The following is a 13,872-nucleotide window of genomic DNA, read 5'->3' as shown; positions in this document are numbered from 1 at the left end:
CTTAATGATTGTGAGTTTGGCTTTGGTATTTTTGCATCACATCTTGTGCAACTGTTTGCCCCCACTGCTGACCTGCCATCATAGATTCTTGCATAATACGCGGTTGTACTTTTATCAGCTTCTTACCTGCCGGCGTATCATAAAATGCATTTAGCGCTTGTACTTCCTCCTCAGTTAAATATTTCTGATAAATAGGCACAGTCATTTCAACTAAATCTTCAGGATTAAACTCGGCCATATAATCTGTCCAAAAGCTTTCAGGTGCATCAGGGATAATATTCTTCAGCGCGGGAAGCATTTGTTTCATTGCCTGAACGCCGAGCTCTCCCGCACCGGTTTTTTGCATTAATTGTTTAACACTTTCTGCAGAGGCTTGCTCGGCAAATGCTGGAGATGAGAAAGCAAATACAGTTAAAAAAGGAAGTAGGGCAAGTTTCATTATCAAGGTCCTGCAGCTGAGTATAAAGTCTGTAATGCTAAGAGTGATTGATTAGGGCTGTATGTGCAATAGCAAATAAAATTAAGAGCTTAAAGATAAAATGCATATTTTCGATGTGTGTTTGTAGTCTTTGAATCTAAGAGGCTTTAGACAGCTTTAATGTTAACGAGGTTTGTGGTGACATAGTTAATGGCAAAGAACGACAAAATGAATTTAAAGAACTCGTTAGTCTAAGTATTAGTGTTTCTTATTTAGTCCAAGTTTTAACTCCGCTACTAACTTTAGTTTCGTCGGCTAATCTCATCATAGCGACGCACTAACACTGCATTACTCCTCTTATAGCTAAAAATTATTCAATCTAATCGAAACTAATATCGCGTACGTGTGGGTTATCAATACAAACATGCATATGGGAAATATTATCTAGCTCAACTAAGTGGCCAGCTTGTTCTGAAGAATCTTGCTGAGAATTCGTTTCTGAAATCAGTTTTATACAGTGCTGATTCAATGTATTTCGGCATGTATCAACCGCGATGCCGCTAATTATTTCACCGCTTTTTAAAGTGAGTTTAATAGGAAAGCGGTATAAGCATACCAACTCTATATAGTCATACTGATTACAGGTCATCATATTTACAACTTTAACGTTCGATATTGGTTTTAGATTATAGTGTTGTCCAATAGATAGCAAAAAGGCCTGTCATAGACAGGCCTTAATTTGAGATATTCGACTTAATCAGTTAACTAGCTAATATCTAAACTCACTAGCAATTAAGTTGGAATAGCATCAGTATTAGAAGTAGTAACTAACGCTGATGTTGAATAGTGAGTGGAAGTCATCATCTTGGTTTTCGATGCCTAAACCTGATTGACCACCAATCCATACTGCGTTTTTACCATAAATGTGGTCAACGAAGATGAAGAAGTCAGAAACGGCAATGCTAACACCTGTAGTGTTAATTACAGAGTCATTTAAGTCAGCATTAACGTCTGTATCTGGAGTCAAGTGGCTGTAGTCGTTGTAAACAGTTACAGTTCCCCAGTCATAACCGATAGACTTAGCGATGTTTGCTGCAAAAATTTGACCTTTAGCGGCAACTTCATAAGCGCCTTCACCCATCTTCATCGCGTATAGGCCGTCTTTGCCTTCGCTATCAAACTGGTCGTAGTCGTAATCAACCATTTGTAGCTGTAACTGGTAGCCACTGTACTGCGCATCTAAATGCACTGCATAAGCAGTAGACGTGCCATTGTCATCATGTAGTGAGTCGTAAATTTGACCGTATTCTAGCGATGCGCCAAGTTGTACTGTTAACTTATCGAAGTCTAAAACGTAAGACTGACGAATGTTGAAAGTGTTAGTTTCTTCGTTGTTGTAAGTATTTGTCTTTGTACAGTTTCCTTGAGCATCAGTTGCTACGCAAATGTCACCTGAGAAGGTATCTGCAGCGTAGCTACGAGTATCATTAGCAGCGTATTCGCTGTTTTTGAAGAATGCGATTTCAGAAGTCCAAGCGCCAGAGTTATAAATTGCTTTAGCACCTAGATCGTAATCGTCTTCAAAGCCCATGTAGTAGTTGATACTTTCCCACCAGCTGTGAGAAATAAAGCTCTTGTTACCAAAAGGCTTACCAATGATACCGCCTTGGAATTGCCAATCTTCAACACCATTGTATGCAGCATAAGCGTATTTAACGAAATGGTTGCTTGAAGAGTTTTTGAAAATGTACTTTGCGCTAGCAGTCCAGTTTTCACTAATTTGACTATCGATATCTAATTCCAATGCATCAAACGCAAATTCACCGCCATTTGATTTAGAGGCTTGGTTAGCATCATCAACAAAATACTTAACCTTTAGTGCGCCACCTAATTCAACAGAAGGTTGAAAATCGTCAGCCATAGCAACAGTAGGCGCAGCAAGTAATGCACCAATTAGAATCGATAACTTTAACTTTTTCACTTTTTATTCTCGCTAAATGAAATCCGACATTGGATTTAGGGCAGGAATAGTATCTATATTTTTTTCGGATGTTGTGACTGAATACGCAATCACAGCAGCGATAAAGTATCGATTATTTAATACTGTGAGCTAGATGATACTTTAGATAGCTTTTAATTAATTTGTCTGTAGTAAAAGTAATCGATTAAAGATTTTTAGTTATTATCTAGGTTGTCGCAGAACTTTTATAAAATGAATTTTTACTGTTTTTAAAAAACATCAATATATTTTTTGCTGGAGTTTTAACCTGTTTTTGGTTGAAAGGAACTCGCTCGGATGAGGGGTAAAAAGGCTTTGATAACACATTGCAAAACGCTGTTAGCCCTTTAGTGTCATTTTTCTTACGATTTGTCTTGGGAAGTTTGGCGGACTATTTGTAGTTGGAGCTTAAAGCGAATTTGATTCTATGGAATTGAAACGAATAAAAATAAGACCCATAAATGGGCCTTATAGGATTAACGAGCAATAGTTTAATAACTATTTAAAGCGGTTTTGTAGGTAATCAAACACCGCGCGAATACCAAATGCTTCACCGCCTACAGGGCGGCCTGGTAATTTGCGCACGTTGTATGCCATAACGTCAAAATGGCTCCAGCTAATGCCTTTATCAACAAATTCTTCTAAATAAAGTGCTGCTGTGATTGCGCCGCCAAATGGCGTTTTAGCGCAGTTGGCTAGGTCAGCAATATCGCTACCCGTTAAATCAAGATACGGTCTGTGTAATGGCATACGCCAAACTGGGTCATCAACTTTAAGGCCTGATGCGGTAAAGCCTGCGGCAACTTCTTCATCGTTACTGAAAAAGCCCGGTAGTTCAGTACCGAGTGCGATACGCATGGCGCCAGTTAGCGTAGCAAAATCGATAACTAACTCTGGTTTATCGTTATTGGCTTCAGCTAATGCATCGCATAAGACCAAACGGCCTTCTGCATCGGTGTTGTCAATCTCAACGGTAATGCCTTTGCGCGTGGTAATAACATCGCCGGGTCTAAAGGCATTGGCTGATACGGCGTTTTCAACTGCAGGCACTAGTACGCGTAATCTTACCGGAAGTTTGTGCGCCATGATTAGCTGAGCTAAACCAATAACATGTGCTGCGCCGCCCATGTCTTTTTTCATTAAGCGCATACCTGAACCTGGTTTTAAATCTAATCCACCAGAATCAAAACACACACCTTTACCCACTAATGTCAGCTTAGGGGCTGATTCATCACCCCAAGTCAGGTCGATTAATCGCGGTAAGTTTTCGCTCGCGCGGCCAACCATATGAATTGTCGGATAATTTTGCTCAAGCAATTCATCACCGACAATTTGTTTTATCTCTGCGCCAAACTCAGTGGCCATTTCTGTCATGGTATCGCCAAGGTGCTGGGGCATCATATCGGCGGCAGGCGTGTTGACTAAATCGCGTACTAAAGAGACTGAACGGATAAATTTGTTAGCTTCATCGGCCTGTGCTTGAGTTGGCACAATCAGTACTGGTAACTCTTTAGTATTTTCTTTGTATCGATCGAACTTATAAGCGCCTAAGCCCCAGCTAAAAGCAGCGGTATTGATTTGTTGCTCTGGCGCGCGCAACTCATATTGACCTGCTGGCAATTGGTTGACTAGATCGCCACACAACCAGTATGAATCATCACTGTTGCTAACAAAGATAACTTGCTCTAATTCGCCGTCTGCATTTGGGATTAAGCTTGCGCCGCTGCCACTAAACTTAGTGTTATTTAGCCAGTTATTAACTCGTGGGGCTTGCTGCTCGCGCCATTTGGCATATGCGTCGTTATTAAAAATGAATAGTGGGATGCCTGAAGCACCAGAAATAATAAGGTTGCTCATGTAGGGACTCGTATTTGTTATCAATAATGAGAATTGCTTGGCTAATAGAGTATCAGGCCTTGGATTGGGTAGAAAGGTTGTAGGCGTTTATTTTACTAAGAGGTAAGAGGGTGTAATAGGGCAGGTTAGGATGAATAAATTACTGTCTAAAAACAATTTAGTCTGCGTTAGACTCAAGGTTAGCTTTACTTGCAATACGCATCATATTGGCTTTGCGTTCTGACATATTGTTAAACGAGCTAGGTAATACATCAACGCCAACCATTTGCCCAAGTTTGACTACCAAAGGAATGGTAATTGGCGCAAAAGGCAGAACCGCAAACATGCCTAAACCTAGACCTTTTAAAAGATCAGCAAACTGTTTATTGGCTTCAGTTAGTTCTTCTTTTGAAGCTTGTCTGCAGGTATAACGCTTATAGGTGACTAACATATCTTTAGTCTCTTGCTTTTCTTGAGCAAGCGCATCTTTTAACACCAACATATCGCGCTTTAGGCGCAGCCAAAAACGACGTCTTCCAATACGGATAACGCGAATAGGGGCTTTATGTAGGTGGATGTAGATTTTCATGGCGGCGATTGTGCCACAGTCGACACATTAAACCTAACCTCAAGCGGGCATAAAAAGGTAAAAAAGTGTCAACTGCTTTGTATATCAGCACTTTGCGAGGAACTAGAGAAACTAGCCTGCGCGTAAACTCAATATTTCGCTTAATACTATAGGCTCTGGATAGCGGCAAAACGTCGGATCTTTTTGGTCAATGGCGTAAATTGACATGCGGTCAGCTAACTCGTTACCCTCAATCCCCACATGCGCAGCAACGTGCAGAATGTTGAGCTTATCTTTAATTGAATCATAGAGCTCATGAGATTGCTGGATGATATCTAAGTTCTTAATATCGCCTGCAACTTTGCGTTTCCAGCCCTTGGTTTTCCAGCCATAAGCCCAGTTGGTAATACAGTTAATTGAATACTGAGAGTCACTTAAAATCTGCACGCTCAGCCCTTGTTTTAGCGATTTATCTGCAATTAACAGGGCTTGATGCAGTGCATTTAGCTCGGCAGAGTTATTCGTACCGTTAGCGTTATAAAGGCCATAGTAAAGTTCGGTTAATTCAGCATTGAGATAAACAGCTACACCAGAACCTGCTTTACCTGGGTTGGGCTCACAGCCACCATCGGTAAAAATTGAAACATCGCAGCGAGTTAAATCGATATCTAAACTGGCTTTAGCCGCTGTTTTAGTCTTGCTTGCAGAGGCAGTTTTTTTAGCTCCAGCGCCAAAGTTCGAGCCATAGCTTGGCGCGTTAGCAAAAGCGGCCTTAGCCTCAGCTTCCGTTGGGAATGACTTGTATTTTGCTTGTGGAAACTTATCCACTTGTTTTTTGGTGTAATCCCAGCTGGTAAAAATACCGGTTTCACGCCCGGCCCACACAACATAATACTTTTTAGCCATAAGGCGTAGATCCTAAATTTGGTTAAATAATGGCGTTGTCGCCATTGATATAAAAAGGCGGTAAATTAAAATTACTGAGCTTTTTTGCAGTTAGCTAATAAGTCCACGAAAAACTGAGTACCTTTACGTTCGGCAAAAGCGATGTTGCGCTCAGGGATGGTTTCTGGTTCATCGTAAGTCGATAGCGCCAGCTCCATACTCGCTTCACGAATAATATGCAGAGTTGGGTAAGGAGCGCGATTAGTGTAATTTGCGGCAGAGTCTTGTAGCTCGTCTTCAAAACAGTAGTCTGGGTGAAAACTGGCTAATTGATATTCGCCTTCATAGCCTTGTTCAATAAGCAGGTCATTGGCGATATCAACCAAATCTAAATACAGGTAAAAGCCTTCAAACCCACGAGGTAAAATAAATAAGGTAGTTTCAATTTCTTTATTTTTATCTAAGTAAACGCACTCGTCGATGAGGGCTTGCAGTACATCTTGCAAACGTGACTCGTCAATCACGGCGTAGCGAATACTGGCGCGCTCAACTTCGCGTCTAGCAAAAGGGCAAATGTTATATTTCATAATCACTTGCTTGACCCAGTTTTCGGTTTCTGTTGCGTACGGTTGTAATTCGGGTGGGATTACCTGAGTCATGAGAATGGCCTTTGAAGAGTTATGGGCGGATCATAGGCAGGATCGACAGTACAAGCAAGAGCGCCATAGTGACATTAAATACCTTTTGTTGCCTTTGGTTCTTTAGTAATCGCTTTAATGCAACCCCAAAGCCTAACCAAACAAAAGCACTCGGCAGTGCGACAAAAAAGAACACCAATGCAATGGTTAATACTTGTGGTGCGAGAGCTTGGTTCATGGTGGTGAAAGTCGCAATAGCACCGATCCCCATAATCCAAGCTTTAGGGTTAACCCATTGGAATGCTGCCGCTTGGATAAAGCTAAGTGGGCTTGCCGTGTCTTTGCCGTTCATTTTTGCGCTGCTGCTGGCAATTAGCCAAGCCAAATACAATAAGTAAGCAATACCAACATATTTTATGATGCTATGTAATATGGGATAAGCTTGAAATACAGCGCTTAAACCTAGGCCAATGGCAAGCACCATAGTCGGAAATCCAATACAGATCCCTAACAAGTGCGGCAGGCTACGTTTTATCCCAAAGTTCACTCCAGATGACATCAGCATTATATTATTAGGGCCGGGAGTTATGCCTGAAGAAAAGGCGAACAGTGCGATGGTTAAAATCAGTTCCATAAAGCGTAACTCAAAAGTTGGGAATAAAAAGATGCTGAACTTTTGCCGTATTTAGCGTTAAGCATTCTAACCTGTTAGCCAAATGAGATTAATAGTGTTTTATCTTCTAATACCAAGCTTTCGTAGTAATAAGACATTCCTTTTTGTTATATGCACTATTAAATAAATTATAGATGCATATTTAGTCACTTTTTCACTTGGTTTTGCTGGTTATCTGCTTGGTGATGACTAACGGAGAAAATTTTTGACGTATTGGTTTTTGCTTGTTTGCTGCAGCTATTATGTCAAAGCGTTAGTCGTTAATTCTAAGTCGCAGAATAAAGCACAGATCCCATTGATGAATGGCAAACTCATTCAACTAAGCTTAAGTAAAGTTTGCATTTAAAAATTGACGTATAGGCATTGAGTTAGCCTTATCCGCTTAAGTTAGCCTTTACATACCACCTAATTAACAGCCCCCTGATTATCGTTGCTTATTAATGCAGAATTTCTCCATGTGATAGCACGACTTAATAAGCAAATTTACCTAGTTATAAATCCTAAGATAACCTGACTCCAATTTGATTTATCGCTATAAGTCGATAGGAGGTGCCACTTTTTTGACTGGTGAATCTTCATTCACTTACCACAACAAGCTTACGCAAAGATGACAACAAAGTCGGTTTTTAATACTTGATTGTGGATATTGTATAAATTATAAACTTAAAAGTCTTTTTAACAAAAGATTAACAATTATAAAAATATTACAGTCAAAACACGGTAAGCAATGCTGCAAGCAGCATTTATCACTTTTAAGCATTAGGTGATTTAGCCATGTAGCCGTGAATAATTGGAGTTACACATGTCAATCAAATCATCGAATGTATGGCTTAACAAAAGTCAGTTTAAAATGCATGCCATAGCACTCGCTTGCTCGGCAATTTTGCTACCTAACTCAGCATTGGCTCACAGCACTGAAACCGCTAAAGTGGCTGAGGCTGCAAAACCTGCTCATGGCGTAGCTAACAAGAAAAAGCGTTTTGAAAAAGGCGCTAATATCCCCGGTCAGCAAAAAGGCGTTGATACTAACAAGCGTCAACAAGCACCAAAGAGTAAGCCTGCAAAAAAGATTGAAGGCCCTATGGGGACTGTTGGGCCGGCAGCTGAGACTGAAGCTAATGTATGCAGCAGTGAGCTTGCCGATTTGACTGGTCAGGCGTTATTTGATTTTGTCAGACAAGCTGATATCTCATGTATTTCAGAGCTTTACTCAAGAAATGACGCCGCGTCAGTAGCTGCTTATCAGGTGGAAAATGTCGTTTCTGTTGCTAATCAAGCCAAGAATATTGCCGCTAGTTACGATAGCCGCAATGGCACAGAGATGCGTAATTTGTTTTACTTTCTTCGTGGCGCATTTTATATCGAGTTCTATAACGACGATTTGACTTATAACGATACTCAAGCTGCCGATGCTGTGTATTCAGTTTTGCTTGAATATGCAAAAAATCCTCACCTATTTGATCTCAGCCAAGATGCTGGCGATACCTTATCTGAGTTTTTCACCTCTTGGTCTAGTGCCGATCATATTTTAGAAAGCGTACCGGTGATCACCGATTATTTGCAGCGATTTAATGCCGACTTTTTAGCGAGTAACCGTCATCGCGCCGCGCTCACAAGTGCGTTAACCACGCTTTACTACGGTAGCTGGGAAGAAGACTACAACAAGAAAGCCCTAGAGCATGGTGACTTGATTGACGCGCTGCTTAATATCGCGACTAGTGATTATATTATCAACTCTGCTTATCAATATGAGTCAACCGATGCGTTTCATGAGTTTGGTCGTTTTTATGAATATCAGCAGTACTGGAACTTGCCTGAAAGTTTTAAAACTCGCCTAAATGATGGTGTGCAATTATACATGAGCAAGTTCGAGCGCATGTCTGCCGAATGGGCCGATGGTGCAGGTTATCTAGACTATTATAATCCTGGCGACTGTGAGTTGTTTGGTATTTGTGGCTGGGAAGCCGAGCTTGAGCAAACGGCACTACCTATTAATTACAACTGTAGCGACACCATTTATATTCGTGCACAACAGTTAAGCAATACCGAGTTACAAGATTCGTGCGATCTAATGGGCGCTGAAGAAACGCTATTCCACAATGTATTGGCAACGGGTTATCAGCCTGTGGCAGATGACTTAAACGAGAGTTTAGAAGTAAACATTTTTGATAGTTATGATGATTATGCCCAATATGCAGGAGTTATTTTTGGTATTAGCACAGATAACGGCGGTATGTATTTAGAGGGCACGCCATCACAAGAGGGTAATCAAGCAAGATTTATTGCGCATGAAGCAACGTGGACTGAGGATATCCTTGTTTGGAACCTTAAGCATGAATATGTGCATTATCTTGATGGTCGCTTCAATTTATATGGCGCGTTTAACTATTTTGATATCGATACCGGTAAGTCGGTGTGGTGGTCTGAAGGTTTAGCTGAATATATTTCTAAGCAAAACCGTAATGACGGCGCAATTGAATTAGGTCGGTCACAGGCTTATAGCTTAAGTGAGATCCTATCTAATACTTATAACAGTGGTTCAGAGCGAGTGTATAGCTGGGGCTATTTGGCTGTGCGCTTCTTGTTTGAAAATCATCGTGCCGATGTTGATGCGCTACTAGTGCTTGCGCGTGGTGGTGATGCCGCGGGTTGGCTGGCTTATATCGACAATACGATTGGTCAGAACTATAACAGCGAGTGGAATACTTGGTTGGCGTCAGTAACCAGTAATGACGAAACAATTGATCCGGGTATTGTTGCGCCAGTGGACTCCGATGGTGACGGTGTTGCAGATCATCTAGATGCATTCCCGAATGATCCAACCGAAACTCAAGACACTGATGGCGATGGAGTCGGCGATAACGCTGATGCATTCCCTAACGATGCTACAGAGACGACAGATACAGACGGCGATGGCTATGGCGATAACTCAGATGTTTTCCCGAACGACCCAACAGAATGGGCTGACTCTGACGGTGATGGCATAGGTGATAACGCTGATACTGACGGCCCAGTTATCCCTGTTGAGCATTGCGGCGTAGCAACGATTACAGACGGTAATCTCACTAAAGATCAGCTAGAGTGTGTTGCTGGCACTAATATCAACTATTTCTACACTTATATTGATGAAGATAATACACCACTTTATATCAACACCGATGGTGGTAATGGTGATGTAGACGTGTATTTCAACCAAAGTATTTGGGCTAAACCATCTGCTTATACTGCCAAATCTGCCACAGCAGGTAATAACGAACAGCTTAATGTTATAGCAAACCGTGGTTGGGTCTATATTAGCTTAGTGGCGAGTGCAGAGTATGACGGAGTCAGTCTGAGCGTAAGCCTAACGGATGGCGGTGATAGCGGGACGCAACCTGTTGCAGTAGCTGATGCGTGCGCAACACAATCACCATATAGTTATGGTGGCGTTGAGTTTGGTGAAGCAATTTGTATTGCTGACGGTCACTCAAGCTATTACTTCTATGTGCCAGCGGGTACTGCTGAGGTGAATGTAGCAAGTGGTCACGGTAGTGGCGATGTAAACCTATACGGTAATAGCCAAACTTGGGCGGGACCTGATTCGTTTGAAGTTAAGTCTGAAAATCAAGGTAACGTTGAAAGCTTAACGATCAATACACCAAGCGAAGGTTGGTATTATATCAGCGCTGATGGCGCACCATCGAGCACAGGTGCAAGCCTAGTGGTTGATATAAAGTAGCTTACTAGCAAATATAGAAACTAGATAAAACCGGTGCTTAGGCGCCGGTTTTTTTGTGGATTGGTATAAGACCATGCCAATAATAGTCACATTTATTCTAATGGCACTTGAGGTAGTCGACAGTAAGCTCAAGTCAGGTTAGGTTAATGTGTAAGGTGATAGCCTTATATGGATTGATATTAATTCAGGTGATAAAGGCAATAAGAGGGATTTTTAGACTTATGATAAATAAAACATTCTGGGTAGCGATGCTTAGCTTAATACTGCTAACAGCTTGTAGCTCAACAGGCAGTGAACAAGAAATAGCAGCAACGCGCACAACTATGGTAATTAGCGGTGATTTAAGCTCGCTTAATAACGGCTCAACCGCTTTTGCATGGCATCCAACTATGTTTGCAGTCCATGCAAATGATGAAGTCGATGAAGCTATGGTGAGCCAGCATATGCAATCGGCGCTCACTCAGGTGATGCAAAATAAAGGCTATCACTTAGCAAGTTTGAATGAAAAGCCGAGCATTTTGGTGGGTTATGGCTTAGCGCTAGAATCTGAAATGAGCGACAAAGAGATTTTAAAGAAAGCGGGGCTGGTGGCTGGCTTATCTACAGAAGGGGTTGACGACAAGTACGAAAAAGGCTCAGTTTTAGTTGCGTTATTTAATCCAACTAGTCCTATGCCAGTATGGCGCGTTTTAGCGCAAGGCTTTACTGAGTTAGATAAAACACCTGAGCAGAGAGAACAGCGCTTTGAGCAGTTACTATCAAGTATGCTAAAACCAGTGCCAGTGCGTTAACTCTGTTTATCAGTGCTATATTTTCTTTAGCGGTATCGATACAAAATCACTAAGGAAACAAAGATGAAATGGATTAACCTTACAGCACTACTATTGGCGCTCAGTATTAATCAAGTTGTTGCCGATGATTGGCTACAAATTGCAGAGAAAACCGTTAACTATAAAACTGAAACCGATAAAGTTAAGGTGAAAAAAGCGCAACAGCAGATTAGTCACATTAAGCTTAAGTGTATCCAAGGCACGGTAAACTTAGACCAAGTGGTTTTTAATATGGCCGATGGCAGCAATAAAAAGGTCAATAATCTTGGTGTGTTAACTAAAGGGCTTTCAAGTCGCAGTATGAGTGTGCCAAGTGGAGACTTAAAATCTATCGAGCTGACCTATGACAGTGTAGGTAGCCAAACTTTGGGAGTGGTTGGTGCTACCAAAAAAGCCAAATTACAGGTAATGGCTAAAGAAGCACAAAAGTAAAATCGACTCGTTAAATTGGCTGCTTTGTGACAACTTCAATTAAACGAGCCGATAAGGTCTTTCTACGTCAGCTAATTATAGGCTTACGCTTATCTCGTAAGAACCAAATTTTCGCATATTGATGACGCCAGTATCAAAAATAAGGTACTGGCCTTTTATGCCTTGTAAAATGCCTGATACTTCCGGGTTTTTATCAAAATTGTGTGAGCTTATCTTAGTTGGAAAAGCATCTACTGGATAATTAATCGGTTGGATCTCTTCATCAAGCTCAGTGACAGCAAACTCACCGTGTTCAGCTGTGATCTCTTTTAGCCTTGCTGCAATTTGTGGTACCAGCGTTGCGGCTTGCGCTTTTAGGTCAAGATCATCTGCATTACCTTTTAGCATGGTGCGCCAATTGGTTTTATCTGCAATCAATTCTGCAAGTGCCGTTTCGACTAAACCTGAAAGCAAACGAGTCTCTACTTTAAAGATCGGTAAACCTTGGGTTGCACCTTGATCTATCCAGCGGGTTGGAAGTTGAGTGTGGCGAGTAATGCCAACCTTTACGCCAGAGGTATTAGACAAATAAACATAATGTGGCACAAAGCAGTTTGCCTCACCCCATGATGGCTCTCGGCACGTACCAGCAGCAAAGTGGCAAGTTTCAGGCTTCATTATGCACATATCGCAGCTTGCTAGCTTTTGCATACACACATAACAATGGCCTTGAGAGTAACTTTTCTTAGTTTTTTTACCGCAGTTACAACACAGGATTTTACCCGTATGAGTAAGGGTAAGCTGACTACCAATTAGTGGATTTAAGTCCAGTAATTCATCGCCTACAGGCAGCTGATATTGCACCACATTATTCTCATCTAAGTGGCTGCGCATTTTTCTTAACGTTCCAAGCATGACATTTCTATTTTTATCGGTATTTGCCTTAGTCTAACAGATTGTTAAACCACATTTGGAATGGTTTTTCCGATTGCCTGTATTGGAATAAATTTAAATCCAAAAGCACAATAAGTCGCAGGCCAAGGCGTTGCTATTTGTAGGTTCTGTTCTGACAAAGCTAGGCATCTTATTCCATCGTTTTTTGCAAGGTAGAATGCTGCGGCCTGATCAGTTACTGTGTTTTCAGAGCAATAACTTAACTATCAAGGAAGATAAAATGGAAGCTAAACAAGTCGCAGCGCAGTTGCGTTGCCCTAATGGTGAACAAGCAATTGACGTTGCAAAGCAGATGAATAAAGCCAATTTGGGCCTTAATCAAAAGTGTATTGCACTTTTGCAGTTAAAGGCGGGCGATAAAGTATTAGAGATTGGCCCGGGTAATGGCGCTTTTGCTGAAGATGTTGTTAATGCCGCAGAAAATATTCGCTATTTCGGCCTAGATTGGTCACGAGAAATGGTTGATGAAGCGCTACGTATTAATCAGCATTTAATTGGATCTGGTAAGGCGCAATTTCAACAAGGTAACTCTGCGAAGCAAATTTATCAAAATAATCAGTTTGATAAAGTGTTTACCGTGCATACGCTCTACTTTTGGGAAAACCCCATTCAGCACTTAGCTGAGATAAAAAGAGTGCTGCAACCGTCAGGACTTTTTGGTATTGCCTTTGGCCATCGTGACTTTATGCAAGATTTACCATTTACTGCCTATGGTTTTGAGCTTTATGACGCACAAAGTGTCAGTAACTTACTTGAGCAAGTAGGCTTTACGGTTATAGAACAGCAGCAACATATTGAGCATGGTGTGAGTAATACCGGCGATATGGTTGATAAACGGGTCGAGATTTTAATCTGTAAACTAAGCTGTTGATGACAAACTGTTATTTAGAATATGACATTGGTTTGTTAGCGTCAGCTATTGGCGCCTGTTATTGACATCAT

At 41.3% G+C, this 13,872-nt stretch carries 13 protein-coding genes; 4 read left to right on the top strand and 9 right to left on the bottom strand.

Annotated features, from left to right (window positions below):
* Position 1: 1 nt before the first annotated feature.
* The 8 genes from MSG37_RS04880 to MSG37_RS04845 all read right to left on the bottom strand — a co-directional run bounded on the left by MSG37_RS04880 (position 2) and on the right by MSG37_RS04845 (position 6,978).
* Positions 2–439: a DUF2059 domain-containing protein gene (locus MSG37_RS04880; RefSeq protein ID WP_248469449.1), complete on the bottom strand. Its 438-nt coding sequence runs from the start codon at positions 437–439 to the stop codon at positions 2–4.
* 358 nt (positions 440–797) lie between these two features.
* Entirely contained in the window at positions 798–1,070 is a 273-nt protein-coding gene (locus MSG37_RS04875) for a Rho-binding antiterminator (protein WP_248469448.1), read from the bottom strand.
* Between the two features lie 162 nt (positions 1,071–1,232).
* Complete coding sequence (locus MSG37_RS04870; RefSeq protein WP_248469447.1) at positions 1,233–2,399, bottom strand: hypothetical protein; 1,167 nt, start codon at positions 2,397–2,399, stop codon at positions 1,233–1,235.
* A gap of 516 nt (positions 2,400–2,915) precedes the next feature.
* Positions 2,916–4,274, bottom strand: a complete 1,359-nt coding sequence (locus MSG37_RS04865) for a leucyl aminopeptidase family protein (RefSeq protein ID WP_248469446.1) — start codon at positions 4,272–4,274, stop codon at positions 2,916–2,918.
* A 157-nt stretch (positions 4,275–4,431) separates the two neighbouring features.
* Positions 4,432–4,842 (bottom strand): hypothetical protein, encoded by a 411-nt coding sequence (locus MSG37_RS04860; RefSeq protein ID WP_248469445.1) that lies wholly within the window; start codon positions 4,840–4,842, stop codon positions 4,432–4,434.
* Positions 4,843–4,953: 111 nt separating this feature from the next.
* The gene (locus MSG37_RS04855) at positions 4,954–5,727 is read right to left on the bottom strand and encodes a ribonuclease H family protein (protein WP_248469444.1); all 774 of its coding nucleotides are present in this window, start codon (positions 5,725–5,727) and stop codon (positions 4,954–4,956) included.
* A gap of 71 nt (positions 5,728–5,798) precedes the next feature.
* Complete coding sequence (locus tag MSG37_RS04850) at positions 5,799–6,365, bottom strand: DUF1415 domain-containing protein (RefSeq protein WP_248469443.1); 567 nt, start codon at positions 6,363–6,365, stop codon at positions 5,799–5,801.
* 19 nt (positions 6,366–6,384) lie between these two features.
* Positions 6,385–6,978: a LysE family translocator gene (locus MSG37_RS04845; RefSeq protein ID WP_248469442.1), complete on the bottom strand. Its 594-nt coding sequence runs from the start codon at positions 6,976–6,978 to the stop codon at positions 6,385–6,387.
* Positions 6,979–7,819: 841 nt separating this feature from the next.
* Between MSG37_RS04845 and MSG37_RS04840 the strand changes: the two genes are divergently transcribed.
* The 3 genes from MSG37_RS04840 to MSG37_RS04830 all read left to right on the top strand — a co-directional run bounded on the left by MSG37_RS04840 (position 7,820) and on the right by MSG37_RS04830 (position 11,997).
* Positions 7,820–10,735, top strand: coding sequence for a collagenase (locus tag MSG37_RS04840; protein WP_248469441.1), 2,916 nt, complete (start codon positions 7,820–7,822; stop codon positions 10,733–10,735).
* 221 nt (positions 10,736–10,956) lie between these two features.
* Positions 10,957–11,526, top strand: a complete 570-nt coding sequence (locus MSG37_RS04835; RefSeq protein WP_248469440.1) for a DUF4136 domain-containing protein — start codon at positions 10,957–10,959, stop codon at positions 11,524–11,526.
* Positions 11,527–11,589: 63 nt separating this feature from the next.
* Positions 11,590–11,997 (top strand): hypothetical protein, encoded by a 408-nt coding sequence (locus MSG37_RS04830; RefSeq protein WP_248469439.1) that lies wholly within the window; start codon positions 11,590–11,592, stop codon positions 11,995–11,997.
* 75 nt (positions 11,998–12,072) lie between these two features.
* Here the strand turns inward: MSG37_RS04830 and MSG37_RS04825 are convergent, their stop codons facing one another.
* Positions 12,073–12,891 carry a DUF2797 domain-containing protein gene (locus MSG37_RS04825; protein WP_248469438.1) on the bottom strand — a complete coding sequence of 273 codons (819 nt, stop codon included), beginning with the start codon at positions 12,889–12,891 and terminating at the stop codon, positions 12,073–12,075.
* 259 nt (positions 12,892–13,150) lie between these two features.
* Here MSG37_RS04825 and MSG37_RS04820 point away from each other — a divergent pair, with 259 nt between their 5' ends.
* Positions 13,151–13,801 (top strand): class I SAM-dependent methyltransferase, encoded by a 651-nt coding sequence (locus MSG37_RS04820; RefSeq protein ID WP_248469437.1) that lies wholly within the window; start codon positions 13,151–13,153, stop codon positions 13,799–13,801.
* Positions 13,802–13,872 lie beyond the last annotated feature (71 nt).

The sequence above is a fragment of the Shewanella sp. 1CM18E genome, assembly GCF_023161665.1.
Lineage (GTDB): Bacteria > Pseudomonadota > Gammaproteobacteria > Enterobacterales > Shewanellaceae > Shewanella.
Note: the sequence above shows the minus strand (reverse complement) of the source record. Positions and strands in the feature narration are given on the sequence as shown.

What these genes read in the sequence shown, in the direction of transcription:
- MSG37_RS04880 (WP_248469449.1), bottom strand. Translation starts at nt 439, where the DNA reads ATGAAACTTGCCCTACTTCCTTTTTTAACTGTATTTGCTTTCTCATCT.
- MSG37_RS04875 (WP_248469448.1), bottom strand. Translation starts at nt 1,070, where the DNA reads ATGATGACCTGTAATCAGTATGACTATATAGAGTTGGTATGCTTATAC.
- MSG37_RS04865 (WP_248469446.1), bottom strand. Translation starts at nt 4,274, where the DNA reads ATGAGCAACCTTATTATTTCTGGTGCTTCAGGCATCCCACTATTCATT.
- MSG37_RS04860 (WP_248469445.1), bottom strand. Translation starts at nt 4,842, where the DNA reads ATGAAAATCTACATCCACCTACATAAAGCCCCTATTCGCGTTATCCGT.
- MSG37_RS04855 (WP_248469444.1), bottom strand. Translation starts at nt 5,727, where the DNA reads ATGGCTAAAAAGTATTATGTTGTGTGGGCCGGGCGTGAAACCGGTATT.
- MSG37_RS04850 (WP_248469443.1), bottom strand. Translation starts at nt 6,365, where the DNA reads ATGACTCAGGTAATCCCACCCGAATTACAACCGTACGCAACAGAAACC.
- MSG37_RS04845 (WP_248469442.1), bottom strand. Translation starts at nt 6,978, where the DNA reads ATGGAACTGATTTTAACCATCGCACTGTTCGCCTTTTCTTCAGGCATA.
- MSG37_RS04840 (WP_248469441.1), top strand. Translation starts at nt 7,820, where the DNA reads ATGTCAATCAAATCATCGAATGTATGGCTTAACAAAAGTCAGTTTAAA.
- MSG37_RS04835 (WP_248469440.1), top strand. Translation starts at nt 10,957, where the DNA reads ATGATAAATAAAACATTCTGGGTAGCGATGCTTAGCTTAATACTGCTA.
- MSG37_RS04830 (WP_248469439.1), top strand. Translation starts at nt 11,590, where the DNA reads ATGAAATGGATTAACCTTACAGCACTACTATTGGCGCTCAGTATTAAT.
- MSG37_RS04825 (WP_248469438.1), bottom strand. Translation starts at nt 12,891, where the DNA reads ATGCTTGGAACGTTAAGAAAAATGCGCAGCCACTTAGATGAGAATAAT.
- MSG37_RS04820 (WP_248469437.1), top strand. Translation starts at nt 13,151, where the DNA reads ATGGAAGCTAAACAAGTCGCAGCGCAGTTGCGTTGCCCTAATGGTGAA.